This is a genomic window from Brucella intermedia LMG 3301 (assembly GCF_000182645.1).
GTDB classification, from domain to species: Bacteria; Pseudomonadota; Alphaproteobacteria; order Rhizobiales; family Rhizobiaceae; genus Brucella; species Brucella intermedia.
The window spans coordinates 2,153,241-2,177,964 of the sequence record NZ_ACQA01000001.1; the positions used below are offsets into that span (position 1 = coordinate 2,153,241).

Consider the following 24,724-nt stretch of genomic DNA (forward strand, 5'->3'; position numbering starts at 1 on the left):
TACCGTTGGGCGGCATAAACTGTACGCGGAGGTGATGAAAGGCGCATGGAGGAGATGGGCCGCAGGGGGCCGATCTTGCGCTTTCGTCAGCAGACTAATCATGCGCCCGCCCGCTGGCGTTGCGCGTGCTTCTGGGAGGAAGAGCATGACTTCGAAATATGCCGAAACCTATGCCGCATGGCTGGCCGATCCTGAACGCTTCTGGGCTGAAGCGGCGCAGGCAATCGACTGGTTCAAGCCATGGGATCAGGTTTTTGCGGGCGACGAAGGTGTCTATGGCCGCTGGTTCAAGGGTGCTGAGTGCAATACCTGTTATAATGCGCTCGACCGCCATGTCGCCAACGGGCGCGGCCAGCAGGTCGCGCTGATCTATGAAAGCCCTGTGACCGGCAAGGTCCGGAAATTCACCTATCGCGAACTGCTGGAGGAAGTGGAGGCGCTTTCCGCCGTCATGCTCGACAATGGTGTGACGAAAGGCGACCGCGTTCTCATCTATATGCCGATGGTTCCCGAAGCAGCCGTCGCCATGCTGGCTGCGGCCCGCATCGGCGCCGTCCATTCCGTGGTTTTCGGCGGATTTGCCGCCAATGAGCTTGCAACCCGCATCGACGACGCCAAACCGGTGATGATCATCGCCGGGTCCTGCGGCATCGAACCGACGCGCGTGGTGCCATATCAGGCCATGCTGGATAAAGCGATTTCACTCGCGCACCATAAAGTCGATCATTGCATCATCTTGCAGCGCGAACAGCACCGGCACGAGCCGGTCGCAGGCCGCGACATCGACTATCGCGAAGCCGTCGATGCCGCGCGTGGCCGCCATGTCCCCTGCGTAGCCGTCGAGGCAACCGATCCGCTTTATGTGCTCTACACCTCCGGTACGACCGGGGAGCCCAAAGGCGTCGTGCGCGACAATGGCGGGCATATGGTGGCGCTCGCCTGGTCCATGAAGCATGTTTTTGGCGTGGAGCCCGGTCAGGTATGGTGGGCGGCGTCCGATGTGGGCTGGGTCGTCGGCCATTCCTATATCGTCTATGGGCCGCTGATCCATGGCGCGACCAGCATCCTGTTCGAGGGCAAGCCGATCGGCACACCGGATGCGGGCACCTATTGGCGCATCATCGCGGAGCATGGCGTCGAGGTGATGTTCACCGCACCGACAGCACTGCGCGCCATCAAGAAGGACGACGCTGACGGCAATTTCGTGCGCCGCTACGACCTTTCGAAGTTCCGCGCCCTTTATCTTGCTGGTGAACGCGCCGATCCGGACACGATTCACTGGGCCGAAAACCTGCTGGGCTGTCCGGTGATCGACCATTGGTGGCAGACGGAAAGCGGCTGGCCCATGGTCGCCAATCCGCTTGGCCTCGGGCTTCTGGAAACGAGATATGGTTCACCGGCCGTCTGCCTGCCGGGATATGATATCCGCGTGCTGGACGATGAAGGCCATGAACTCGAACGCGGCCAGCTTGGCAATATCCTCATCAAGCTGCCGCTGCCGCCGGGCTGCCTGCCGACGCTCTGGAATGCTGACGAGCGCTTCCGCAAGGCCTATCTGAACGAATTTCCGGGCTACTATAAAACCGCCGATGCGGGTTACATGGACCAGGACGGCTATCTCTACATCATGAGCCGCACCGACGACATCATCAATGTCGCTGGCCATCGCCTGTCGACGGGCGCGATGGAAGAGGTGCTTTCAAGCCATCCCGACGTCGCCGAATGCGCAGTGCTCGGCATTTCCGATCCCCTCAAGGGGCAGGTTCCCTGCGGTTTCCTGGTGTTGAAATCCAACATCGAACGCGATCCCCAGGAGGTCGAAAAGGAATGCGTCAGCATGGTGCGGGACATCATCGGCCCTGTTGCCGCCTTCCGGCTGGCGCTGACCGTCAAACGCCTGCCGAAGACGCGCTCCGGCAAGATTTTGCGTTCCACGATCCAGAAGATCGCTGACGGCGAAGAATGGAAGATGCCAGCCACAATTGACGACCCGGCTATTCTGGACGAAATCAGCACCGTTCTGCGCGAGCGTCACACTGGCTTGGCCTTCGCCTGATCCATTCCCGAACTATTGACCGGCGGTTTCCGCCGGTCCAATCTCCACGCAAACTGGAGATCGACCATGCAATTAGAAGGCAAGGTGGCCATCGTCACCGGCGCTGCCCGCGGTATTGGCTATGCCATAGCAAAACGCTTCCTGTTGGACGGTGCAAGCGTTGTCCTGTCCGACATCGACAATGCCGCAGCCATGCGCGCAGCCAGGGATCTGGAGCAGTTCGGCCCTGTGCATCCCATGGCTGCCGACGTGGGCGACAAGCTCGACATTCACAATCTCCTGACCTTCACCATAACCAATCTCGGCGAGATCGATATTCTCGTCAACAATGCGGGTATCGTGCATCAGGCGGATTTCCTCGATCTCAAGGAAGAAGATTTCGACCGCGTGATGCGGGTCAATCTCAAGGGTGCGTTTCTGTGCGGACAGGCCGTGGCCAAACGCATGGTGGAGCGCGTCGAATCGGGCGGCGATCCGGGCACAATCATCAACATGTCGTCGATCAACGCCATCTTCGGCCTGCCCGAGCAACTCGCCTATTCCGTTTCCAAGGGCGGATTGAACCAACTGACACGCTCCATGGCAGTAGCGCTCGCTCGCTGGGGGATTCGCGTCAATGCGATCGGCCCGGGCTCCATAGAGACCGACATGCTTTCCGCCGTGAACACGGACGCCGATGCCCGCAACGCGATCCTGTCGCGAACGCCGCTCGGTCGTATCGGCCAAGCATCTGAAATTGCTTCGATAGCTTCATTTCTGGCATCGCGGGACGCGAGCTATGTGACAGGCCAGACCATCTATGCCGATGGCGGACGCCTCCCTCTCAGCTATACGGCAGCACCGCGCTACAAGGCGTGACGTTGCGATCCCGTCCCATTGGGACGATAATAAAGGACGGATTTGCTCCTGACAGATAGCTGTCAGGAGGGGTGTGCGATACTGCGTATCCAAGGATGAGGGAGTTTTCACCATGGCACTCGCAATCGCACCATTGATCGCAGTCTTGAAGGAATACAAGCGCAGGCAGGACGAACGCCGCCGGTTTATCCGCACACAGCGCGTCATCGACGGTCTGTCAAAAGACCTGCGCAAGGATCTGGGCTGGCCGGATCGTTATCTGGAACAGCGCAAAACCAGATATTGCAACGGAGAATAAAACGGAATGCGCCGTGCAGACCGCCTTTTCCAGATCGTTCAGCACCTGCGCGGTGGCAGGCTTGTCACCGCGCGCCAGCTGGCCGAACGGCTGGAAGTCTCCGAACGCACCATCTACCGCGACATCTCCGACCTGCAATCGACAGGCGTCCCCATCGATGGCGAAGCAGGCGTCGGCTACATTCTGCGGCAGGGTTTCGAGTTGCCGCCGCTGATGTTCACGCGCGACGAAATCGTGGCGCTTGTCGCGGGGGCGCGCCTCATCCGCGCCTGGGGCGGTGTCTCCATGGCGCGGGGCGCGGAAGAGGCTCTCGTCAAGATCGAAGCCGTGCTGCCCAAGGAAGAGCGCGCCCGCATCACCAGCACGCAGATTCACGCGCCAACGGCGCGCATCAGCATGGACGAGCGCCGCATCATTGACGCGGTGGAACGCGCCGTCGATCAGGGCAATGTCCTCAACATCCGCTATCGTGATCTGGAATCGCGCGAAAGCGAGCGTGATATTCGTCCGCTCGGCCTCTGGTTCTGGGGCAAGGTCTGGACGGTTATTGGCTGGTGCGAATTGCGCAATGCTTTCCGCACATTCCGCACCGACCGCATCGTGGAGGCGAGCGACGCAGGCCGCCTCTTCCGGGCCGAACGCGGCAAGACGCTGGCAGATTTCTACCGTCTCATGGAATTGAGCGAATATAACGCCTTCAAGGACTGAACACTTCGGCCACTCCCAAGCAACCGCCGCTTGAACCGGTTCGGCAGTCTGTTCACAACAGACCTGTCGAACCGGTTCTCTTTTCCATCATGATCCTGACCAACTGCTCGATGACATATTGTACCCCGCGATCTTCCTGACGGCGCTTGTGCCAGGCGATATGCAACGGAAAACCTGCAACGGGAATCGGCGGCGGGAAAGCCGCGAGGGAAGACGTGTCCTCGGGCATACAGCGCGATGGCAGCATGGCGATCATATCGGTATTGGCCAGCAATTCCGGCACCATGTCGAAATTCGGTACAACCACACCCACCCGGCGGCTTAATCCCCGCTCCGCGAGCGTGCGGTCGACCGGACTGCTGTCGTCTCCGCGCCCGGAGACGAGGATATGCGGATATTCAAGCCAGCTCTCCAGCGAGAAGGCGTTTGCTGCCGCATGATCCCGGCGCATTGCAATAATGTAGTTCTCCTCCAGCAGCAGGCGGCGCTGAAGCTCCTTATCAGCATCAGGAAAGACGGAGAGGGCTAGATCGCTTTCTCCTGTCACGAGCGCCACCCGCGCCGCCTCGGCACCATGCCACGGTTGGACAATGATATTGATCCCCGGTGCAGTGTGCGCAAGCGTCTTCAATAGAGGCCCTATGACGAAGATGGCGGGATAGTCCGCCATGCAGACCCGTATCGTCTGCTGCAGCGACACAAGCTGCACTTCGGGCGGATCAACCAGATCGATCACCCCTGCCAGCAAAGTTTTCAGAGGAGCACGCAATGTTTCCGCTTTCGGAGTGCGCCGCATCGTGCCGCGCGTCCTTTCCAAAAGCTGGTCGTTGAACAAGGCGCGGCAGCGCTGCAAAGCATTCGATACAGCAGGCTGAGTCAGGTTAAGCCGGTCGGCGGCCCGGCTCACATGCGCTTCATCGAGAAGGGCATCCAGTACGACGAGAAGATTGAGATCGAGCGAACGTAAATTCATGAAATCAATAATAGTATATATCTATTATAAATTGGAGAAATTTAATTACTGGTGGCATCGTTTCCGTCAGCCCGAAGGAGACAACCATGTCCAAGACGCTGATCTTACTTTTTCATCCCGATCTGGCACGATCCCGCGCCAACGCAACGCTTGCCGCCGCAGCTGCAAAATTGCCCGGCGTGAAGATCGTCGACATGCAGGCCGCTTATCCGCAGGGGATCGATTTCTTGAAGGATAGCGAGCGTGAAGCATCGCGACTTCTGTCGGCTGATCGCATTGTCTTGCAATTTCCGGTCCAATGGTATTCCACACCGCCGCTTCTCAAGGCGTGGCAAGATGCCGTCCTGACTCGCATGTTCTACGTTGCCTATGAGCAGGAGGGCCGCAAGCTCGAAGGGACGCCGCTCCTGATCGCCGCGACAGCAGGAAATGTCCCTGAAGCCTATCGCGAAGGCGGGCGCAACATGTTCCCCATGATTGAGCTCTTCGCCCCATTGCGGGCAACAGCGAACCGTTGCGGGCTCGGCTGGGCAGCGCCGTTTGTGCTGTATGCCGCCGACAAGATATCAACCGAAGCGCTGGAGGATGCGGCAAACCGCTATGTGGACGCCCTCAAAGTCTGGATCGCCGCCACGTCCACTCCCAACAGCGAGGCAGCAGCTTGACCTGACAAAAAAAGCCCGGCAGAACCGGGCTTCTTGCATTTCGGCAAGCGATGTCGCTTCCCGACTATTCTTCCTCGTCTTCGTCGTCTGTATTCGCGCCCTTCAGCGAAGAGAGCTTGGCGAAAACCTTGTCGGCATCGAGCTCGTCTTCCGCGGGCTGCTCGTCACGATAATCGAAATTCTCGGTCGCAGAAGCTGGCAGCAAGGTGCTGTCCGCCTCGGGCGCGGCCGGACGATTGCGCGACGCACGTTCGACTTCGATGTCGAGATCGATCTGCGAGCAGAGGCCGAGGGTAACCGGGTCCATCGCCGTCAGATTTGCCGAGTTCCAGTGCGTGCGGTTGCGAATCTGCTCGATGGTCGACTTGGTCGTGCCGATCAGGCGGGAAATCTGCGCATCCTTCAGTTCAGGATGATTGCGTACCAGCCAGAGAATCGCATTCGGGCGGTCCTGACGCTTGGAAAGCGGCGTATAACGCGGACCCTTGCGCTTGGCTTCGGGAACACGAACCTTCGGTTCGGCAAGCTTCAGGCGATAATAAGGGTCCTTTTCGCCCTTCGCGATTTCTTCACGCGAAATCTGGCCGGTAATGACCGGGTCGAGACCCTTGATACCCTGCGAAGCTTCACCGTCGGCAATAGCCTTCACTTCCAGCGGGTGCAGCTTGCAGAAAGCGGCAATCTGGTCAAACGACAGGGCCGTATTATCGACAAGCCAAACGGCCGTTGCCTTCGGCATAAGAAGCTGGGTGGCCATTAGATATAATCCTTCTGTTCGTCCGCTCCGGTGGCGCGGGACGTGGGCAAAACCACAATTTCCGGGAAATCACGGCCTATATATCGTTTTTTTGTCGCCAGAGCAAGAATGGCTCTCAAGCTAAAGAGCCTGAACCACAAAGCGCCATTTGCCACCACACAGGACGGCTTTGGAACGGCTCTAGGCAATATCGAGTACGATCTTGCCGATATGCCTCCCCTCCTCCATCCGTTCATGCGCGCGCCAGGCATCTTTCAGCGAAAAGATCATATCCATCACTGGCGCGACGCGGCGCTGCGCCAGAAGCGGCCAGACCTTTGCCTCCAGTTCCCGCGCAATGCCAGCCTTGAACTCGACCGGCCGCGGACGAAGCGTGGAGCCCGTATGGGTCAGGCGCTTGGTCATCAACAGCGCGAAATTGGCCGTGGCTTTCGCCCCATTGAGAAAGGCGATCTGCACGATGCGGCCATCTTCGGCCGCAGCCTTGTAATTGCGATCAACGTAGTCACCGCCGACCATATCGAGAATCACATCGGCACCTCTGCCTTTGGTCACGTCCTTGACGACCTCGACAAAATCCTCGTCCCTATAATTGACGGCGCGATCAGCCCCCAGCTTCAGACAGGCGTCGCACTTTTCCTTGGAGCCGGCAGTCGCAATGACGGTCGCGCCGAATGCCTTGGCTAGCTGGATAGCCGTCGTGCCGATCCCCGACGAGCCGCCATGAACCAGAAGCGTCTCGCCTTTCTTCAATCCTCCGCGCTCGATAACATTGTGCCAGACGGTGAAGAAAGTCTCCGGGATCGCAGCCGCTTCGATATAGCCATAGCCGGAAGGCAGGGGCAGAGCATTGCTTTCATGCACGACGGCATACTCGGCATAGCCACCGCCAGCCAGTAATGCGACGACCTGATCGCCGAGCTTGAAACGCTTGACGCCGCTGCCGACGGCTACAATGTCACCGGCAATTTCCAGGCCCGGAATATCGGACGCGCCGGGCGGCGGCGCATATTGTCCCAGCCGCTGCAAGACATCGGGACGGTTGACCCCGGCAGCACGCACCCGCACCAGAATTTCACTTTCCTTCGGCTCCGGCACCGAGCGCTGAACAGGGCGAAGCATATGGGGTCTGCCCGGTTCGGAAATTTCGATAGCGGTCATCTGTGAAGGAAGGTCGGTCATCATGCTTAAGACTCCATTCAGATTTCGTACCCTACGCCGTGGTCAGGTGCCCCATCGGCACCGTCGCACAAATGCCGCATGCGGATGCAAGACACCGCGTTAGGGAAATCGTCATCGATTTTCCCAAATATATATGCGACGATTCAAGGTGTTAAATCTTTTCTGAGCCATCATTGACCACGGAGGACGGCTATGAGCGGTTTCGATGAGGATGTGGCGAAGCCCCGCAGCAGCGTGGCGCTGAGCGAGGAGGAACTGTCGCTGCTTTCGGTCACCGAGATCGACCAGCGCATTGCCCTGCTGCAATCCGAAATAGAGCGATTGAAGGCAGAACGCCTCAAGAAGGGCGACAGCCGCGCGGCGGCGGAAGCATTGTTTCGATAAGGGAAACTCGTCAGCGGAAATGGATGCCGGAGCAAAATCGCCGGAACCATTTCCGGACGAATTGTTTAGGAACAATAGTCACTGATCGCAATGGCCGCTCGACATCGACGGCCCAGCTTCAAGTTGCGGGAATAGAATTTTGCGCATTTACATTCAGGTTCTGGCCCTCCTTTGCGGCACAGCCTTTCTCCTCATCGCCTCAGGTCTTCATGGTCTCCTGCTGCCTCTGCGCGGTGGCGCGGAAGGATTTTCGGTCACATCGCTGGGCATGCTCGGCACCACCTGGGCAGGTGGTTTCGTTGCGGGCTGTCTGTTCGCGCCGCGCCTGGTGCGCCGCGTCGGCCATGTACGGGCATTCGGATGTTTTGCAGCATCGGCTGCGATCATCGCCCTGCTTTCCGGCGTTTTCGTGGATGCAACCATCTGGGTCATCCTGCGCGCTTTCACCGGCTTTTCCATGGCCGGTGCCTTCATGGTCATCGAAAGCTGGCTGAATGAGCGGGCGACCAACGAATCGCGCGGCAAGATTTTCGGCATGTACATGATGGTCAACTATGGGGCCACCATGTCCGGGCAAATGCTGGTGGCTGCGGGCGATGTGCGCTCCGATCACCTGTTCATGATAAGCGGCGTCTTCTTCTGCCTGGCCCTTATCCCGACCGCGATTTCCACGGCTGTAAGCCCCAAGCCGCTGACAGAAGTGCAGCTCGATCTCAAGGCGCTCTATAACAACTCCCCCGCAGCCTTTGTCGGTTGCATCCTGATCGGCATCGCCAATGGCGCCTGGGGTACGCTTGGAGCGGTCTTTGGCGCGAAATCCGGGATCTCGACCACCGAGATCGCCTTGATGGTCAGCGTCACCATCGCAGCCGGTGCCCTGATGCAGATTCCGATCGGTCGCATTTCCGATCTGGTGGACCGGCGTTTCGTACTGGCCAGCGTTGCGGCTCTGGCGGCACTGGTTGGGCTGATCGCCTTTCTCGTCGCGCCTACCAGCGGCTCCGTCATTATCGCGATGACCGGCTGCTACGGCGCGCTCGCCTATGCGCTCTATCCCGTTGCGGTCGCCCACGCGAACGACCATGCAACATCGGAAAGCTTCGTGAAAGTGTCGAGCGGACTTCTGCTGCTTTACGGGTTCGGCACGATGCTTGGGCCGCTTCTGGCGGCCGCGGCGATGGATATTTTCTGGCCTTCAGGCCTCTTTGCCATCACCATGCTCGCGCATATTTCCATCACCGGTTATGCGCTGTTCCGCTCCCGCAGGCGCGCTTCGGTTCCCAAAGAGAACAAGGACCAGTTCATGAGCATGCCATCGGAACGCGGTGCTACGCCGGAAGCGCTGAACCTTGATCCGAGAGCGGAGACGGAAGGTTGACGGCGTTAAAAATCGCCATCGACAAACAGAACCAATCAAATAATTGAACCAATATGTTCGGCGGCTGTGGCACAGCCGCCAATGCAGCAATCCAGCGTCATGACCATGACATGGAAAAGCGCACTGCTGTGGTGCAACATTCCATGTCCGCGACAAGGCAATTCAGGCTCGCGAGAACCTTTCAACAGCCAAAGTCTTTGGTTTGATACGCCTTATCCAACCGCGATCAAAACGCGGCTTCCCTGTCAGTGACGCGTTACCTGGGATCTCAGTTTTTCGATCTGGTCCTTGAGCATAAGCTTCTTGCGCTTGAGAGATGCAACGTGCAGGTCATCCATTGCCGGTGACGCCAGGGCTTCGGAAATTTCCTGCTCCAGAGCGCCGTGCTTCTTTTCGAGCGTGGCAAGATGGGACTCGATAGCCATCATCAGATCTCCTTTGGTTGATTTCCCTGATTTACGGAACGGCGTGGACCTTGTTTGCCCGCCATCCCGCCATTCAACCTGCATGAGCGCCCGGCACATCTCCTGTATTTCCGGGCCAAACACACAGTCCCGGCTGCCAAGGATGCGGTGGTGTTTGTCGCCTTCGACAGCCGCGTCCATGACAGAACCATGACAGTTTGGCATGAGTTTGATGCAAAGTCGATTTTGTCGTGGTAGCATTTTCCTGACGCGAAAAATGTGATAAGGGCTTCGCCGGAAACGGGCTGACGCCGCACCTTTTCATGGGTTGGCGCAGCCCGTAAAACTATTCAACAGAACGGGGCACCGCATGTCCGATCAGGAACAGGCCGAAATCAGATTGGCCGTCGCACGTCTGAAACAGGAACACGCGGACTTCGATGCTGCCATAAACGCCATGATAGCGGTTGGCTGCGACCAATTGCGCGTGCAGCGCATGAAAAAGAAAAAGCTCGCAATCAAGGACAAGCTGCAGGAAATGGAAGATCGGGTGATCCCCGACATCATCGCCTGAATGTCCATGACGATCCATAATTAGAGCCGGGGTTCGCCCGGCTTTATCTTTTCAGCATCATCCACCAACTACATGAAAGAAGCGGAGCAGGAAGATCAATGAGCGTTACTGCCGATGTCGCCATCATCATGGGAAGCCAGTCCGACTGGGAAACCATGCGCCATGCAGCGGACACACTCGAAGCACTCGGCATTTCCTTCGATGCCCGGATCGTTTCCGCGCATCGCACCCCTGATCGTCTCGTTGCCTTTGCCAAAGGCGCCAAGGCAGAAGGTTTCAAGGTCGTCATCGCGGGCGCAGGCGGCGCAGCCCATCTGCCGGGCATGGCGGCAGCCATGACGCCGCTTCCCGTCTTCGGCGTTCCGGTCCAGTCCAAGGCGCTTTCAGGCCAGGACTCGCTTCTCTCCATCGTCCAGATGCCGGCCGGCATCCCTGTCGGTACGCTGGCGATCGGCCGCGCCGGTGCGGTCAATGCCGCACTGCTCGCAGCAGCCGTCCTGGCGCTTTACGATGAGGCGCTCGCAGCCCGTCTTGACGAGTGGCGCGCGGCGCAGACGGAAAGCGTGGCGGAACGTCCTTCAAACGAGGCCTGATATGAACACTTCTGTACTGAAGCCCGGTGCAACCATCGGCATCATCGGCGGCGGGCAGCTCGGCAGGATGCTTGCCATGGCCGCAGCGCGGCTCGGCTTCCAAACCGTGATACTGGAGCCGCAGGCCGATTGCCCGGCAGCACAGGTCGCCAATCGCCAGATCGTCGCGGCCTATGACGATCCGAAGGCGCTTGCGGAACTTGCCGCAGCTTCCGATGTCATTACCTACGAATTCGAGAACGTGCCGGTGAGCGCCGCCGACCGGCTGGCAGAAACCGCTCTGGTCCTGCCGCCGCCCGCAGCGCTTGAAGTCTCGCAGGATCGCTTTGCCGAAAAGCAGTTCCTCAATGAAAGCGATATCGAGACGGCTCCCTGGCGCCTCGTGGACGATGAAGAATCCCTGATCGCGGCCCTGGGAGCGCTTGGCGAGCGCGGCATCCTCAAGACGCGACGTCTGGGCTATGACGGCAAGGGACAGGTCCGCCTGACCTCGCTCGACGAGAGCGAAGCCCACAAGGCGATTCTTGCCATCAATCGCGCCCCGGCGATCCTCGAAGGCTTCGTCGATTTCGAACGCGAAGTCTCGGTGATTGCAGCGCGCGACCGGTCTGGAAACGTCGCAATCTTCGATATTGCCGACAACGTGCACAAGGACGGCATCCTTGCCACCTCGACCGTTCCGGCTGCGATTTCCGAGAACACAGCGGAAGCTGCCCGCAAAGCCGCTACAAAGCTTTTGAATGCGCTTGATTACATCGGCGTGCTGGGGCTCGAATTCTTCGTCCTGAAGGACGGAACGCTGCTGGCAAACGAGTTTGCCCCGCGTGTCCATAATTCCGGCCACTGGACGGAAGCAGCCTGTGCCATTTCGCAGTTCGAACAGCATATCCGCGCCGTTGCCGGATTGCCTCTCGGCAGCACCGAACGCCATTCCGATTGCGTAATGGAAAACCTGATCGGCGACGACGTCGACAAGGTTCCAGCGATTCTCTCCGAAAACGATGCCGTGCTGCACCTTTACGGTAAAAAGGAAGCACGTCCGGGCCGCAAAATGGGCCATGTGACGCGCATCCAGCCTCGCAGGAAATGATGTTCATCGGGAATCCCGTCGATTCCCGATGAATCTTTTGCCGCCTGCCAAGAATTTCAGCTCCTGCACCCTGAATCTGCGGCTCAGGAGTTGACATTTGCCTGAAACCTTGTGTATTTCGGCCAACCCTTCGGGCATCTAACAGTGCCTGTAACCAATTGGCGCCTCGGGCGCCTGTTTTTATGAAGCCCCGCGGCATCTGCACGTCAACGGGCCAACAAGACCGGTGATTGACATGAAGATCAAGAACTCGCTTAAAGCGCTTAAGGCCCGTCATCGGGACTGCCAGCTGGTCCGCCGCAAGGGCCGCGTATACATCATCAATAAGACCGCCCCGCGCTACAAGGCTCGCCAGGGCTAATCTTATTTCTGATTTTGCATTTGACGTTTCGCTGCGCATGATAAAATCTATGCGTATGCGGAACGTTTTTGCTTGTCTGGTTTCTTTTTCTGTGCTCGCATCGCTGGGTGCAACGGTGCTGTCGGCTTATGCCGAAGTCGCGCCCGGCAAGGTGCCGCTTACCGCACCGCTGACGCCCGTTCAGACCGGCCCCGACAGCGAACAGAAACCGACCCCGGAAAAACCTGCGCCGGATGCAGCCCAAACGCCTGAAGAGCGCCTCGACAAGCTCTTTGCTGATCTTCGCCGTACAACCGATGAAGCCAGGGCGCGGCGCATTGCTTCGCAGATCAATACGCTGTGGTCGCAATCGGGCAGCGCAACAGTCGATCTCCTCATGCAATGGGCGAACGCGGCGATGCTGGAGCAGCGCTATCCTTCGGCCATCGACTTCCTGAACGAAGCGATCGCGCTCGACCCGGAATATGCGGAAGCATGGAATCGCCGCGCGACGGTCTATTTCCTTAAAAAAGATTATGCCCATGCCATGTACGACATCAATCGTACGCTGGAACTGGAACCGCGCCATTATGGCGCCCTGACCGGCATGGCGACCATATTGCGCCTGCGCGGCCTCAAGGAACAGGCGCTGAAAGCCTATGAACAGGCCCTGATCGTTTATCCGATGATGCGCGACGCACAGAAGAACTTCAATGATCTGGCTGACGAACTGACCGACACTCGGACTTAGAGCGTCCCTGCCTCCTCCAATTCATCTCTGCTCAAAGAAAAACGCGCTCTCAAAGAGCGCGTTTCTTTGGATGGCGTCTGCCACGACTGGATGAGATTCCGGCTGTGGCGAGCCGAAAATGGTGGAGTTTGAGAACCGGTGCGGAATGTACTTCCACGCATAGTCCCGAAAAGTTGCAGACTTTTCGGATTAGACTTTGCGTCAAAGAACGCACATGAGCACCGGAAGCGCAAAACGACGCCATTTGCAGGCCGTCACGGCCGGAATATCGCCAGTCTAGATGCCCGATTTTCCATCTGGCCCTATATAGGCGATGCGCAGCATGTTGGTCGCGCCCGGGGTTCCGAACGGGACACCGGCGGTGATGATGACGCGGTCGCCTGCCTTGCCGAACTCTTCGTGGAAGACGATTTCGCAAGCATGGTTGACCATGTCTTCAAGGTCGTGCGCATCATCGGTAACAACGCAATGCAGGCCCCAGACGAGCGACAGCTTGCGGGCGGTATCGACAACCGGCGACAGAGCGATAATCGGCGTGCGCGGCCGCTCGCGGGCAGCGCGCAGGCCGGTCGTGCCGGACGCGGTATAGGTGACAATGGCCGAAAGCTTCAGCGTTTCCGCGATCTGGCGTGCAGCGAGCGAGATTGCGTCGGCACCAGTCGGCTCCGGTGCTGCGCGCTGCGCATCGATGATGGTCGAATAGGTCGGTTCCTTTTCCACCTGCTCCGCAATGCGGTTCATGGTGGCGACAGCTTCGACCGGATACTGGCCGGAGGCGGATTCAGCCGAAAGCATGATCGCATCCGCACCTTCAAACACCGCGGTCGCAACGTCGGAAACTTCGGCGCGGGTCGGGACCGGAGCAGTGATCATCGATTCCAACATCTGCGTGGCGACCACGACCGGCTTGCCGGCGCGGCGTGCCTTGCGGGTGATCTGCTTCTGGATGCCCGGAACGCTTTCAAGCGGCATTTCAACACCGAGATCGCCACGCGCAACCATCAATGCGTCAGAAAGCTCGATGATTTCATCAAGACGCGTCACGGCCTGCGGCTTCTCGATCTTCGACATCAGGCCGACCTTGCCGCGCGAAACCTTGCGCACCTCGGCTAGGTCTTCCGGACGCTGGATGAAGGAAAGCGCAACCCAGTCGATTTCTTCCTTCAGAACGGCATCGAGGTCCTTGCGGTCCTTTTCCGTCAGCGCGCCGACGCCCAGCGTCGTATCCGGGAGGCTGACGCCCTTGCGATCCGAAATGCGCGTTCCGGAGATCACCTTGCAGCGGATCGACTTGCCGTCGCTTGCCTCGGCAACGAGGTGTAGCTTGCCATCGTCGATCAGCAGGCGATGACCCGGCTCGACAGCTTCAAGAATTTCCGGGTGCGGAAGATAGACGCGGGTTTCATCGCCGGGCGCTTCGTTATTGTCGAGGGTGAAGGTCTGGCCGGGAACGAGATCGACCTTACCGTCCTTGAACTTGCCGACGCGCAGCTTCGGACCCTGAAGATCGGCCAGAATGCCGATCGGACGGCCCAGTTCCTTTTCCACATTGCGAATGCGCTTGACGAGGGTGCGCATCAGATCATGGTCGGCGTGACTCATGTTGATGCGGAACACATCCGCGCCTGCCTCAAACAGCTTGCGGATGACGGCTTCCTCGCCTGACGCCGGACCTAGCGTGGCGAGAATCTTGACCTTGCGGTTGCGCTTCATTGACTATTCGTTCCTGTAACAGTGGGGTTTTCTGTCGGCGTTTCATCGGTGAGCTGAACCATCCAGCTCGATTGTTCCCCGGTGTCGTATTCCTGGAAGCCGTTGCGCTGGAAACCGCGCGCGAAGCAATCCTGGACGCCAGTAATACGGAATTCTTTTTCGGCCACGCACATGTTGACCTTGCCCTCCCAGCGCCCGCCGCCCTGGGCGTCTTCGGCGTAGAGGTAGTAGTAGCGGGATGAAAGCGGGCCTTCGAGCAGCGTCTTGCAGGCAGCGCCTTCAATATGCCACCAGCCTTCGGTCACCCAGCCGGTCTTGGCGCGGTAGCCGATGGCGACGCCGACCAGGTTCTGGGTTGCGTTACATACGCGGAAATCCGCCCTGGCCTCTATGGATGTCATGCCCAGCGCAGTTATCAGCACACCGGCAAACAAAACTAGAGATCGTGGAAGTCGCATACGCAGAACCCCTTCAGCCCGCTATCGGTTTTATCGAACAATTTATATTGCACAAGGAGATCCATCTCGGGGACATCCCGTTTCGGGTCGCTCTCTTTTCGGCAGTTTCGCCTTTGATGTCAACGCAATCCCATTGATTACAGGTACTCTCGATCGAAGAATGATCGTTGCAATCCCGGCTTTCTCATGACAGACCTGAAACAGCTTCCCGCACAACACAGAAATAATCTCAAAGTTCAGCCTCGGATTCCGCCCTATGCCGCTTCAATCCGGATCAATCGCTTCGACGCAATTCTCACCGGTATACAGTGTCGACGGAGATTTCAGCCTCGGCCTGCTCCTGACCGCCGACCATGCACGGCGCGATGTTCCAGCCGAATATGGCACACTTGGTTTGCAGAAAAGTGAATTCGACCGTCATATCGCCTATGATATCGGCGTCGAGAACTTGACGCGCAGGCTCGCCAGCCGCCTGAACGCGCCGGCGGTCCTCGGTGGTTTTTCGCGCCTCCTGATCGATCCCAATCGCGGGGAGGACGATCCGACGCTGATCATGCAGCTGTCCGACGGGGCGGTCATCTCCGGCAACTATCCGATGTCCGCAGGCGAGCGTGAGGAACGCCTCCAACGCTTCTACCGCCCCTATCACGACGCGGTTGCCCGGGCGAGCGAACACGTGGCGGCCGAAAGCCGGGCTGCGCCATTCATCGTTTCGATCCATTCCTTTACACCGCGCTGGAAGCACAAGGCCCGTCCCTGGCAGATCGGCCTTCTCTGGGACAAGGACGACCGCGCCGTAAAGCCGCTTCTGTCGCTGCTGCGTGAAAACCCTGACCTTACGGTCGGCGATAACGAACCTTATGACGGCGCGCTCAAGAACGACGCCATGTACCGGCATGCGACCGCGAAGGGCTTCGCCCATGTCCTGATCGAAGTGCGGCAGGACCTGATTGCCGATGACAAGGGAGCGGCTGAATGGGCCGACCGGCTTGCCCCCATGATCGCGCATATCAATACACTTCCCGACATCCACACTGTCCGGCATTTCGGCTCGCGCGCTGATCGCATCGGATAACGGACCTGTCAGGAGAGGCTTTGCCCGCTATCCACAGGGCTTGACCCGCCAAATCGGGTCGTGCATCGAAAAAGGCTCTTAATTTTGCCTGCGACTCGCGGGAAAAACGGTCCAGACTTTCGAGAAGCGGTTTCGCGCCATGCGCGACCGCATCATCATTGAATTTGAATTGGAGAACTCCTCGTGAGCGACGACATTACCAGCGAAGCCCAAACGATTGCTGTCGGCCAGTTGCGTGCTTTCATCGAGCGCATCGAGCGGCTTGAAGAAGAAAAAAAGACAATCGGCGACGATATCAAGGAAGTTTACGCGGAATTGAAGGGTTCGGGGTTTGACAGCAAGGTCGTGAGGACCATTATTCGTCTGCGTAAAAAAGAAGACCATGAACGTCAGGAAGAAGAAGCCATGCTGCAGCTCTATATGGATGCACTTGGCATGAGCTGATTTCGGCTCTTCCCGGAGCCTCTCCTCTTCCTGAAATCGAAACCCGACGGATCATTCGCGATCCGTATTCAGTGTCTGAGAAAAAGCGCCATTGCAGCAAGGCATGGCGGTTTTTGAATCGGACGCCCAGAGGAAGGGGACAGGATCTATGGAGTTCAGAAAGCTCGGACGTACCGAACTTAATGTTTCGCCGCTCTGCTTCGGTGGCAATGTATTTGGATGGACGGTCGACGAAGCGACATCGTTCTCGCTTCTCGACCGTTTTGTCGATGCCGGTTTCAATTTCATCGACACAGCCGATGTCTATTCCGCCTGGGCGCCCGGCAATGTGGGCGGCGAATCCGAAACCATTATCGGCAACTGGCTGAAATCCCGCGGCCTGCGCGACAAGGTGGTCATCGCCACCAAGGTCGGTGGCGAATTGGGCCCTGACGAAAAGGGCCTTTCCCCGGCCTATATCCGCAAGGCGGTCGATGCTTCCCTCAAGCGACTGCAGACGGATTACATCGATCTCTATCAATCGCACTGGGATGACCCGGAAACACCGTTCGAAGATGTGCTCGGCACCTATAAGGAGCTGATTGAGGCCGGCAAGGTGCGGGCCATCGGTGCGTCCAATCTTACGCCGGAGCGACTGACCGAGGCGCTGAACGTCGCCCATTCACATGACCTGCCGCGCTACGAAAGCCTGCAACCGCTTTATAATCTTTATGATCGCGGGGATTTCGAAAACGGGCTGGCAAAAATCTGTCGTGACAACGAGATCGGCGTGATTTCCTATTATTCGCTGGCTGCGGGATTCCTGACCGGAAAATACCGTTCCGCTGACGATCTCGGGCAAAGCGCGCGTGGAAAATCAGTCGAAAAATATCTGACGGATCGCGGGTCGCGGATCATTGCGGCACTTGATGACGTGGCCCGCAATCTCGATGTCACGCCTGCTCAGGTTGCGATCGCCTGGCTCATCGCCCAGCCGTCAGTCACAGCCCCCATTGCCAGCGCCACACGCTCGGCCCAGCTGGGCGAACTGATCGCCGCAGCCGAACTGAAACTCAGCGAGGATGAAATCGCCTTGCTGAACGAAGCAAGCCGTTAAACTTCAGAGCATCCATCGAAGGGTAGTCCTACCCTTCGATTTCCTCTCGCAGCATTTCCAGCTCCAGCCATTCTTCCTCCATGGCTGCATTTTCGGAGCGCTTCTTCTCAAGCAAATCGGCGGTCTTGGCGAAAAGCGTCGGGTCCTTGGCATAAAGCTGCGGATCGGCGAGCTTGCCTTCCAGCACGGCGATTTCCTTTGCAAGAGCGTCCATCTTGCCCGGCAGCGTTTCCAGCGCAAATTTCTGCTTGTAGGAAAGCTTGCGCTTTTCCTCACGCTTGGGTTGCGGTGCGTCCTCTTCCGGCTTCTCGTCACTTTTGCCGCCAGACGCCTTGACCGAGCGCCGGTTCAAGGCCTGCTCCTTGCGCTGCGCCATCATGTCCGCATAGCCGCCCGCATATTCGAGCCAGCGCCCGTCACCTTCCGGTGCAATGACCGATGTAACGGTGCGATCCAGAAAATCGCGGTCGTGGCTGACCAGAATGACCGTGCCGGGAAAACCTGCAACCAGCTCCTGCAGCAGATCGAGTGTTTCCATGTCGAGATCGTTGGTCGGCTCATCAAGGATCAGCAGGTTGGCGGGACGCGCCAGAACGCGGGCCAGCATGAGGCGCGCGCGTTCGCCGCCGGACAGCTCGCGAATGGGTGTGCGTGCCTGTTCCGGCTGGAACAGAAAGTCCTTCATATAGGACACAACATGCCGCTGCTCGCCGTTGACAACGAGGCTTTCGCCGCGCCCGTCCGTCAGATAATGGGCCAGCGTCTCGTCCAGATTGAGGCTTTCGCGCTTCTGGTCCAGTTCCGCCATTTCGAGATTGACGCCAAGCCGCAAGGTTCCCGAATCCGGTTCAAGCTTGCCGGTCAGAAGCGACAGAAGCGTCGTCTTTCCCGCACCATTGGGACCAACAAGACCGATGCGGTCGCCGCGCTGCACGCGGATCGAAAAATCCTTGACCAGCACGCGCTCGCCATAGGCCTTGCCCAGCCCCTTGGCTTCGATCACCAGCTTGCCGGATTCCTTCGCGTCGCTTGCGGCCAGAACTGCCGTCCCTTGCGCCTTGCGATGATTGCGAAAATCGGCGCGCATGGAATGCAATTCACCCAGACGGCGCATGTTGCGCTTGCGGCGCGCCGTGACGCCGTAACGCAGCCAGTGTTCCTCACGCGCGATCTGGCGCCCGAGCTTGTGATGATCGCGCTCTTCTTCTTCGAGCACCTTGTCACGCCATTCCTCGAAATGGCCAAAACCCTGCTCCAGACGGCGCGTTATGCCGCGATCGAGCCAGACGGTCGCCCGGCTGACATTTTCCAAAAAGCGCCGGTCATGCGAGATCAGGACTATGGCCGAGCGTATCTGGCGCAACTCGCCTTCCAGCCATTCGATGGTGGTCAGATCCAGATGGTTGGTCGGCTCGTCGAGCAGAAGCACATCGGGCTGCGGCGCGATCACACGCGCAAGGGCAGCACGCCGCGCCTCGCCGCCGGAAAGATGATCCGGCTTCTCTTCGCCGGTTAGCCCCAGATGTTCGAGAAGATAGGTGACGCGATGCGGGTCGTCGGTAGGCCCCAGCCCTGCTTCCACATAGGCGCGCACATTGGCGAAGCCGTCCATGTCCGGCACCTGTGGCAGATAGCGAACAGTTGCACCGGGATGTTTGAAAACCTCGCCCGATGTCGCTTCCACCATACCGGCAGCAATCTTGAGCAGGGTCGATTTACCCGAACCATTACGCCCGACCAGCGCGATGCGGTCGCCCTCGCTCACCGAAAGGCTTGCATCCTCCAGAAGCGGCGTGCCCCCGAAGGTGAGCTTGATCTGGTCGAGGCGAAGGAGTGGTGGTGCCATGGTTCTCTACGATAAACAGGATTGAAAATTCCGCCCTGCTTGTCCGCGACAAAAGCCGTTCTGTCAAATGGAACGGCACCAAAAGACCCGTGAAAAACAAACAGGCCGGGTTTCCCCGGCCTGTCCGCAAAACTTATTTATCCAGCAATTACTGGCAAGGCGCTTCGTACACGCGGCCATACGGATCGCGGTAACGGCAATACTGCACGCCATTGCGGGTCTGGGCTGCACCAAGCAGCGTACCGGCAACCGCACCGATCGCAGCACCCGTGAGTGCACCGCGGCCATTGCCGCCGATTGCGCCACCGGCGAGAGCACCGATTGCCGCGCCACCAACACCGTAGCCGGCCGTGCGCTGTTCATTCGTCGTGCATGCAGCCGTCGAGAACGCGAGCACGCCAGCAACAGCAATCATCGTAAGACGTGACTTCATTGAAACATCTCCTACAAGAGTTGAACTAATCACCGACTTTGCGTCCCCAATTTCGGCGTAAAGCAGATGACACCCGCTTGACCCATTTACAATACGTTTCAATTGTCAGCGTCAAGCTCTTTCGATTGATAAGGTTAGCAGCCTCAGTGCGGTTGATCCTCCATCGCCAGATTGGCGATAAGTATCGCTAGTCCAGAATGCGCAGTAACGCGAAGCGTTCCACGAACGACGTTGGAAACTGTCCAGGAAGAGCCGAACGGCAGTGTAACATTATCTAACGGCCACTCCGCATTTGTGATCGAAAGACCTTCTACAGTGTTGAAATTGATAACACTGAACGGCGTCCCGTCCGGAAAATCATAAACATAATCACCGGGTGGCAGAGGCCAGGCCTCCTCCGACCCGCTGGACAGAAGCACGTCGCGCCCTTTTGCAGCCTGCGCTGTCGCCATGGTCAGGTGCAGGAGCGTGTGGTCGGTACGCTGCCCGCCGAACGCGCCGCAAAGGATCACGCGATCCGCGCCCCGCGCATAAGCCTCCTCGACGGCCAGTTCACCATCCGTCATATCCTTGGCGGACGGAAACGTCTTCTGCGGCACGTGACCATATTGCGCGCGCAGCTCGGCAGAGGTCGAATCGAAATCGCCAAGCCAGAGTTCCGGTTCAAAACCGAGAGCGGCAGCGTGGCGAATCCCGCTATCGGCAGCGAGAATACGCGCACCTGCAATTTGGCGTTTCAGGCGATCGGTCACGACCAGATCGCCGCCAAGAAGAATGACGAATGTGCTCATAAGCCGCTCATAACACGGGTAAATCCGGGCCGGAAGCCTGCATTCGCTGCCGTTGCCATTCCTCGCCTGAAAGATTATTGTCGCAATCGCTCTAACGGGGTGCCATCTGCTTTCGCGGACGGCTGAGAGGTCCAAAGAGCATTTCCAGCAAAAGTGTAAAACGGTTTTGCGCCCGGAAATGCTGAATAAAACGGCCAACCCGCTGAACCTGATCCGGTTTGCACCGGCGGAGGGATTAGATGCTCCATAAACGGCGCTCAATCCTCTTGTATAGAAAGAAAGGAAGTGCCGTGATGCGGCTTTTGTCTTTGCTGGCTTTTTCATTTTCCGCAGCCGTCGCCTTTGCGCCTTCGGCTGAGGCGAAAGACAAGCTCACCGTCTATACTTATGACAGCTTCGTTTCCGAATGGGGTCCGGGGCCGAAGGTCAAGGAAAACTTCGAAAAGGAATGCGATTGCGAAGTCGACTGGATTGCTTCCGCCGACGGCGTTGCCCTGCTCAATCGCCTCAAGCTTGAGGGCAGCAATACCAAAGCCGACATCGTGCTTGGTCTCGATACCAACCTGACGACCGAAGCGCGAGCCACCGGTTTTTTTGCTCCAAGCGGCATCGACCAGAGCAATGTAAACGTTCCGGGCGGCTTCAGGGACGATATCTTCGTTCCCTATGATTATGGCTATTTCGCCGTGGTCTACGATTCCGAAAAGCTGCCCAATCCTCCCAAGAGCCTGAAGGAACTGGTCGAAGGCGATCCTTCCCAGAAGATCGTGCTGCAGGACCCGCGTACCTCGACGCCGGGGCTTGGCATGCTGCTCTGGATGAAATCGGTCTATGGAGACGAAGCGGAAGCGGCCTGGCAGAAACTGCAAAAGCGCATTCTCACCGTCACGCCCGGCTGGTCGGAGGCCTATGGTCTCTTCACCAAGGGCGAGGCCCCGATGGTGCTGTCCTATACGACGTCTCCCGCCTATCACATGATCGCGGAAAAGACGGATCGCTATAAGGCCCTCGCCTATCCAGAGGGCAATTATCTCCAGATCGAACTGGCCGCCCAGACCACCACCGGCGCGAAGAATCCTCTGGCGCAAAAGTTTCTGGCTTTCATGACCGGTCCCGGCTTTCAGGACGCCATCCCCGAAACCAACTGGATGTACCCGGCAGGCAAGACCTCCGCTCGGCTTCCAGCGGCTTTCGATGCGATGCCGAAGCCGGAAAAAACGCTTCTCATTCCGTCGGACGAAGTGGCCAGGAACCGCAAGGCGTGGGTCGATGAATGGCTGGCCGCGACCAGCAAATGACGGCATTTCCGGCACAGCAGCGCTCGAAAGACATATTCGCCGCCAGACCGGTCGCGGGCATGGTGGCGCTTTGCCTTCTGGTGGTGCTTGCCGGTGGCGCGCTTGTGGCGCTTGCATTCGAAGCGGGCCGCGGCGGCTTCGATGCCGCGGCCAATTTCGACGCCTATCTGTGGCGGGTTGCGCGCTTCACGATCCTGCAGGCAATCGCTTCGAGCTTGCTATCCGTGCTGTTTGCTGTGCCCGTCGCCCGTGCACTTTATGCCGAAGCAAGTTTTCCGGGGCGCGGGCTGATCCTGCGCCTGTTTGCCCTGCCGCTTGCTCTGCCAGCCCTTGTCGCCGTGCTGGGCGTCACCAGCATCTATGGCCGCAACGGGTTCATTGCCCATCTGTCAGAAGCTGCGGGTCATCCGTTCCAGCCGGACATCTACGGCATCACCGGTATCCTCATCGCCCATATTTTCTTCAACATGCCGCTCGCAGTCCGTCTCATTCTGGCTGGTTACGAATCGATACCAACCGATTACTGGAAGCTTGCCGCGCAGCTTGGCATGGGCAATCGGGCCCGCTTCCGGCTCATCGAATGGCCGGTGATCCGCCGCAACCTGCCGGGCATGATCGGCCTCATCTTCATGCTCTGCGTGACGAGCTTCACGACCGTGCTGACGCTCGGCGGCGGCCCCCGCGCCACCACGCTGGAAGTTGCGATCTATCAAAGCCTGCATTTCGATTTCGATCCGAGCCGCGCCGTCGCGCTCACCTTCACGCAGCTTGCGCTGACATTGCTCGTGCTTCTGGCCCTCCGCTTCACCGGAAGCCCGTCCGAAGAAGGCTTTACCCATGCGGCAACGCCGCGACGCTACGGTATGGCCCTTCCGGCTGAACGCGCCGTCAACATCATCGTCATCGGGATAGGCTTTCTCTATGTCACGCTGCCGATCACGGGCGTTGTCGTCTCCGGCCTCGCCGCCGATCTGGTGCGGCTCTTGACCGAGAAAACGGTCTGGCGCGCCATCGGCACCAGCCTTGCCCTCGGTTTTTCAGCGGCACTGCTATCGGTCATTCTGTCGCTCGCGCTCGTGTCGGCACGGGAAGCGGTGAAGAAACGTAAACTCGCCAACATCTTCGATACCGGCGCGAGCCTGATCCTCGTCATGCCGCCCATCGTGATCGGCGCGGGCTGGTTCATCCTGCTTCGCCATTTCACCAATCCTTTCGCAATGGCGCCTTTCATGGTCGTCACCGTCAATGCCGCCATGGCCATGCCCTTCGCCGTGCGTCTCCTGCGCCCGGCATGGGACACGGCAGCAAGCCGCCACAACCGTCTTTGTGCACAGTTGGGCATTCATGGCCTCAATCGTTTCCGGCTCATCGACTGGCCTTCGATCCGCAAGCCCCTCGGCATGGCCTTTGCTTTCGCCATGGCGCTTTCCCTTGGCGACCTTGGCACGATTGCCCTGTTCGGCAGCGACGCGCTTTTGACCCTCCCCTATCTTCTCTTGCAGCGCATGGGCAGCTATCGCACATTCGATGCGGCGGGCCTGGCGCTCATTCTCGGCTTGCTGTGCCTCGCACTGATGATGATCGCGGATCGCGCATCCCGAAAGGAAACGCCTTCTCTATGAATGCCCCGATGAACCCGGCTACCGAAATCCGCCTCGATAACGTTCGGTTCAGCTATGGCGAAACCGCCATGCATTTCGATGCGACGATAAAAGGCGGCGTCATTGCCGCGATTGTCGGGCCAAGCGGTTCGGGCAAATCGACGCTTCTCAACCTGATTGCCGGCTTTGAATTTCCGCAATCCGGCCGCATTCTGATCGGTGGCAACGACGTCAGCGAATTCTCACCGGCGGATCGGCCCGTTTCGATGGTGTTTCAGGAAAACAACCTGTTCGCCCATCTAAGCGTCGAGCAGAATGTCGGCCTCGGGCGCTCGCCGAACCTGAAACTCTCCGCAAAGGATCGTGCCGACATCGCGGAATCTCTGTCGCGCGTCGGCCTTGCGGGCAAGGAACAGCGCAAGCCCGAAGCGCTTTCCGGCGGCGAACGGCAGCGCGTGGCGATTGCCCGCGCCCTCATACGCCAGCGCCCTGTTCTGCTCCTTGACGAAGCCTTTGCCTCGCTTGGCCCCGCGCTGCGGCATCAGATGCTGGATCTGGTCAGGGAGCTTCAGCTCGAAACGGGCATGACGGTGCTGATGGTCACCCACACGCCGGAAGATGCAATCTACCTCGACGCAGTGTTGCTTTTTCTCGACACTGGCCGCATTTCCGCGATGGGGCCTGCTGTTGAACTGCTTTCCCCGACTGGACCGGAGGCCCTGCGGCGCTATATCGGCGAAAAGCGGAATTCGGGCTGAACCTCAAATAGAGTTACGGTTGCGGACATATTTTGTTCGCAATCTGCCGGAAGAACCGCTGCAGATTTCTTGTACTGCTTGTATGCGTTCTGGTCTGTGACTAGATTTGGCCACGGATCAAGCAATCTGATTCAGAAGCGAGGATAAAATACTGTTCCGTCAATCGACCCGTTCCCGGGCCTTCCTGTGTCTACCCATCT

Annotated in this window: 27 protein-coding genes and 1 riboswitch; of the genes, 18 read left to right on the plus strand and 9 right to left on the minus strand. The window is 58.6% G+C overall.

The window, feature by feature from the left end; translation table 11 throughout:
* Positions 1-145: 145 nt before the first annotated feature.
* The 4 genes from OINT_RS10335 (at position 146) to OINT_RS10350 (ending at position 3,920) form a co-directional block, all read left to right on the plus strand.
* Positions 146-2,056, plus strand: a complete 1,911-nt coding sequence (locus OINT_RS10335; RefSeq protein ID WP_039852779.1) for a propionyl-CoA synthetase — start codon at positions 146-148, stop codon at positions 2,054-2,056.
* Between the two features lie 66 nt (positions 2,057-2,122).
* The gene (locus OINT_RS10340) at positions 2,123-2,914 is read left to right on the plus strand and encodes an SDR family NAD(P)-dependent oxidoreductase (RefSeq protein WP_006473422.1); all 792 of its coding nucleotides are present in this window, start codon (positions 2,123-2,125) and stop codon (positions 2,912-2,914) included.
* A gap of 112 nt (positions 2,915-3,026) precedes the next feature.
* On the plus strand, positions 3,027-3,212 hold the full coding sequence (locus tag OINT_RS10345; protein ID WP_022570043.1) for a hypothetical protein: 186 nt from the start codon (positions 3,027-3,029) through the stop codon (positions 3,210-3,212).
* 6 nt (positions 3,213-3,218) lie between these two features.
* Complete coding sequence (locus OINT_RS10350) at positions 3,219-3,920, plus strand: helix-turn-helix transcriptional regulator (RefSeq protein ID WP_006467756.1); 702 nt, start codon at positions 3,219-3,221, stop codon at positions 3,918-3,920.
* Positions 3,921-3,972: 52 nt separating this feature from the next.
* Here OINT_RS10350 and OINT_RS10355 read toward each other — a convergent pair whose 3' ends face one another.
* On the minus strand, positions 3,973-4,893 hold the full coding sequence (locus tag OINT_RS10355) for a LysR family transcriptional regulator (RefSeq protein ID WP_006467757.1): 921 nt from the start codon (positions 4,891-4,893) through the stop codon (positions 3,973-3,975).
* An 86-nt stretch (positions 4,894-4,979) separates the two neighbouring features.
* On the opposite strand from OINT_RS10355, the gene OINT_RS10360 reads away from it, so the two are divergent.
* Positions 4,980-5,558, plus strand: a complete 579-nt coding sequence (locus tag OINT_RS10360; protein WP_006473421.1) for an NAD(P)H-dependent oxidoreductase — start codon at positions 4,980-4,982, stop codon at positions 5,556-5,558.
* 64 nt (positions 5,559-5,622) lie between these two features.
* Here OINT_RS10360 and OINT_RS10365 read toward each other — a convergent pair whose 3' ends face one another.
* Together OINT_RS10365 and OINT_RS10370 are read right to left on the minus strand one after the other, a co-directional pair.
* Positions 5,623-6,315 carry a DUF1013 domain-containing protein gene (locus OINT_RS10365; RefSeq protein WP_006467758.1) on the minus strand — a complete coding sequence of 231 codons (693 nt, stop codon included), beginning with the start codon at positions 6,313-6,315 and terminating at the stop codon, positions 5,623-5,625.
* 180 nt (positions 6,316-6,495) lie between these two features.
* Positions 6,496-7,500 carry an NAD(P)H-quinone oxidoreductase gene (locus OINT_RS10370; protein WP_006467759.1) on the minus strand — a complete coding sequence of 335 codons (1,005 nt, stop codon included), beginning with the start codon at positions 7,498-7,500 and terminating at the stop codon, positions 6,496-6,498.
* Positions 7,501-7,689: 189 nt separating this feature from the next.
* On the opposite strand from OINT_RS10370, the gene OINT_RS10375 reads away from it, so the two are divergent.
* Both OINT_RS10375 and OINT_RS10380 read left to right on the plus strand, forming a co-directional pair.
* Positions 7,690-7,881: a DUF1192 family protein gene (locus tag OINT_RS10375; protein WP_006467760.1), complete on the plus strand. Its 192-nt coding sequence runs from the start codon at positions 7,690-7,692 to the stop codon at positions 7,879-7,881.
* Between the two features lie 139 nt (positions 7,882-8,020).
* Positions 8,021-9,259: an MFS transporter gene (locus OINT_RS10380; protein ID WP_006467761.1), complete on the plus strand. Its 1,239-nt coding sequence runs from the start codon at positions 8,021-8,023 to the stop codon at positions 9,257-9,259.
* 245 nt (positions 9,260-9,504) lie between these two features.
* Here OINT_RS10380 and OINT_RS10385 read toward each other — a convergent pair whose 3' ends face one another.
* On the minus strand, positions 9,505-9,687 hold the full coding sequence (locus OINT_RS10385; RefSeq protein WP_021588029.1) for a YdcH family protein: 183 nt from the start codon (positions 9,685-9,687) through the stop codon (positions 9,505-9,507).
* 346 nt (positions 9,688-10,033) lie between these two features.
* Between OINT_RS10385 and OINT_RS10395 the strand changes: the two genes are divergently transcribed.
* The 5 genes from OINT_RS10395 (at position 10,034) to OINT_RS10415 (ending at position 13,011) form a co-directional block, all read left to right on the plus strand.
* Entirely contained in the window at positions 10,034-10,237 is a 204-nt protein-coding gene (locus OINT_RS10395; protein ID WP_006471281.1) for a YdcH family protein, read from the plus strand.
* Positions 10,238-10,335: 98 nt separating this feature from the next.
* Positions 10,336-10,830: a 5-(carboxyamino)imidazole ribonucleotide mutase gene (gene purE, locus OINT_RS10400; RefSeq protein ID WP_006467764.1), complete on the plus strand. Its 495-nt coding sequence runs from the start codon at positions 10,336-10,338 to the stop codon at positions 10,828-10,830.
* Position 10,831: 1 nt separating this feature from the next.
* Positions 10,832-11,920, plus strand: coding sequence for a 5-(carboxyamino)imidazole ribonucleotide synthase (locus tag OINT_RS10405; protein WP_006467765.1), 1,089 nt, complete (start codon positions 10,832-10,834; stop codon positions 11,918-11,920).
* 235 nt (positions 11,921-12,155) lie between these two features.
* The gene (ykgO, locus tag OINT_RS10410; protein ID WP_006467766.1) at positions 12,156-12,281 is read left to right on the plus strand and encodes a type B 50S ribosomal protein L36; all 126 of its coding nucleotides are present in this window, start codon (positions 12,156-12,158) and stop codon (positions 12,279-12,281) included.
* A gap of 37 nt (positions 12,282-12,318) precedes the next feature.
* Positions 12,319-13,011: a tetratricopeptide repeat protein gene (locus OINT_RS10415; RefSeq protein ID WP_006467767.1), complete on the plus strand. Its 693-nt coding sequence runs from the start codon at positions 12,319-12,321 to the stop codon at positions 13,009-13,011.
* 276 nt (positions 13,012-13,287) lie between these two features.
* On the opposite strand, the gene pyk is transcribed toward OINT_RS10415, so the two are convergent.
* Together pyk and OINT_RS10425 are read right to left on the minus strand one after the other, a co-directional pair.
* The gene (pyk, locus tag OINT_RS10420) at positions 13,288-14,724 is read right to left on the minus strand and encodes a pyruvate kinase (RefSeq protein WP_006467768.1); all 1,437 of its coding nucleotides are present in this window, start codon (positions 14,722-14,724) and stop codon (positions 13,288-13,290) included.
* The gene (locus OINT_RS10425; protein ID WP_006467769.1) at positions 14,721-15,182 is read right to left on the minus strand and encodes a DUF1036 domain-containing protein; all 462 of its coding nucleotides are present in this window, start codon (positions 15,180-15,182) and stop codon (positions 14,721-14,723) included. Before OINT_RS10425 ends, pyk begins: the two co-directional genes overlap by 4 nt.
* A 256-nt stretch (positions 15,183-15,438) precedes the next feature.
* Here OINT_RS10425 and OINT_RS10430 point away from each other — a divergent pair, with 256 nt between their 5' ends.
* The 3 genes from OINT_RS10430 (at position 15,439) to OINT_RS10440 (ending at position 17,797) form a co-directional block, all read left to right on the plus strand.
* Entirely contained in the window at positions 15,439-16,257 is an 819-nt protein-coding gene (locus tag OINT_RS10430; RefSeq protein WP_006467770.1) for an N-formylglutamate amidohydrolase, read from the plus strand.
* Between the two features lie 183 nt (positions 16,258-16,440).
* Entirely contained in the window at positions 16,441-16,701 is a 261-nt protein-coding gene (locus OINT_RS10435; RefSeq protein WP_002964837.1) for a DUF2312 domain-containing protein, read from the plus strand.
* Positions 16,702-16,849: 148 nt separating this feature from the next.
* On the plus strand, positions 16,850-17,797 hold the full coding sequence (locus tag OINT_RS10440) for an aldo/keto reductase (protein ID WP_006471280.1): 948 nt from the start codon (positions 16,850-16,852) through the stop codon (positions 17,795-17,797).
* A 28-nt stretch (positions 17,798-17,825) separates the two neighbouring features.
* On the opposite strand, the gene OINT_RS10445 is transcribed toward OINT_RS10440, so the two are convergent.
* From OINT_RS10445 to OINT_RS10455, 3 genes are all read right to left on the minus strand, one after another.
* Complete coding sequence (locus OINT_RS10445; protein WP_006467772.1) at positions 17,826-19,643, minus strand: ABC-F family ATP-binding cassette domain-containing protein; 1,818 nt, start codon at positions 19,641-19,643, stop codon at positions 17,826-17,828.
* 148 nt (positions 19,644-19,791) lie between these two features.
* Entirely contained in the window at positions 19,792-20,076 is a 285-nt protein-coding gene (locus OINT_RS10450; protein ID WP_006471279.1) for a glycine zipper domain-containing protein, read from the minus strand.
* Positions 20,077-20,219: 143 nt separating this feature from the next.
* Complete coding sequence (locus tag OINT_RS10455) at positions 20,220-20,867, minus strand: thiamine diphosphokinase (protein ID WP_006471278.1); 648 nt, start codon at positions 20,865-20,867, stop codon at positions 20,220-20,222.
* 85 nt (positions 20,868-20,952) lie between these two features.
* Positions 20,953-21,119, plus strand: a riboswitch (TPP riboswitch).
* A 41-nt stretch (positions 21,120-21,160) separates the two neighbouring features.
* Here OINT_RS10455 and thiB point away from each other — a divergent pair.
* The 3 genes from thiB to thiQ are packed head-to-tail and all read left to right on the plus strand — an operon-like array spanning position 21,161 to position 24,524.
* Positions 21,161-22,165, plus strand: coding sequence for a thiamine ABC transporter substrate binding subunit (gene thiB / locus OINT_RS10460; protein WP_006471277.1), 1,005 nt, complete (start codon positions 21,161-21,163; stop codon positions 22,163-22,165).
* The gene (thiP, locus tag OINT_RS10465; RefSeq protein ID WP_006471276.1) at positions 22,162-23,787 is read left to right on the plus strand and encodes a thiamine/thiamine pyrophosphate ABC transporter permease ThiP; all 1,626 of its coding nucleotides are present in this window, start codon (positions 22,162-22,164) and stop codon (positions 23,785-23,787) included. Before thiB ends, thiP begins: the two co-directional genes overlap by 4 nt.
* Before the next feature lie 8 nt (positions 23,788-23,795).
* Complete coding sequence (gene thiQ / locus OINT_RS10470; RefSeq protein ID WP_006471275.1) at positions 23,796-24,524, plus strand: thiamine ABC transporter ATP-binding protein; 729 nt, start codon at positions 23,796-23,798, stop codon at positions 24,522-24,524.
* The last annotated feature ends 200 nt before the right edge of the window (positions 24,525-24,724 follow it).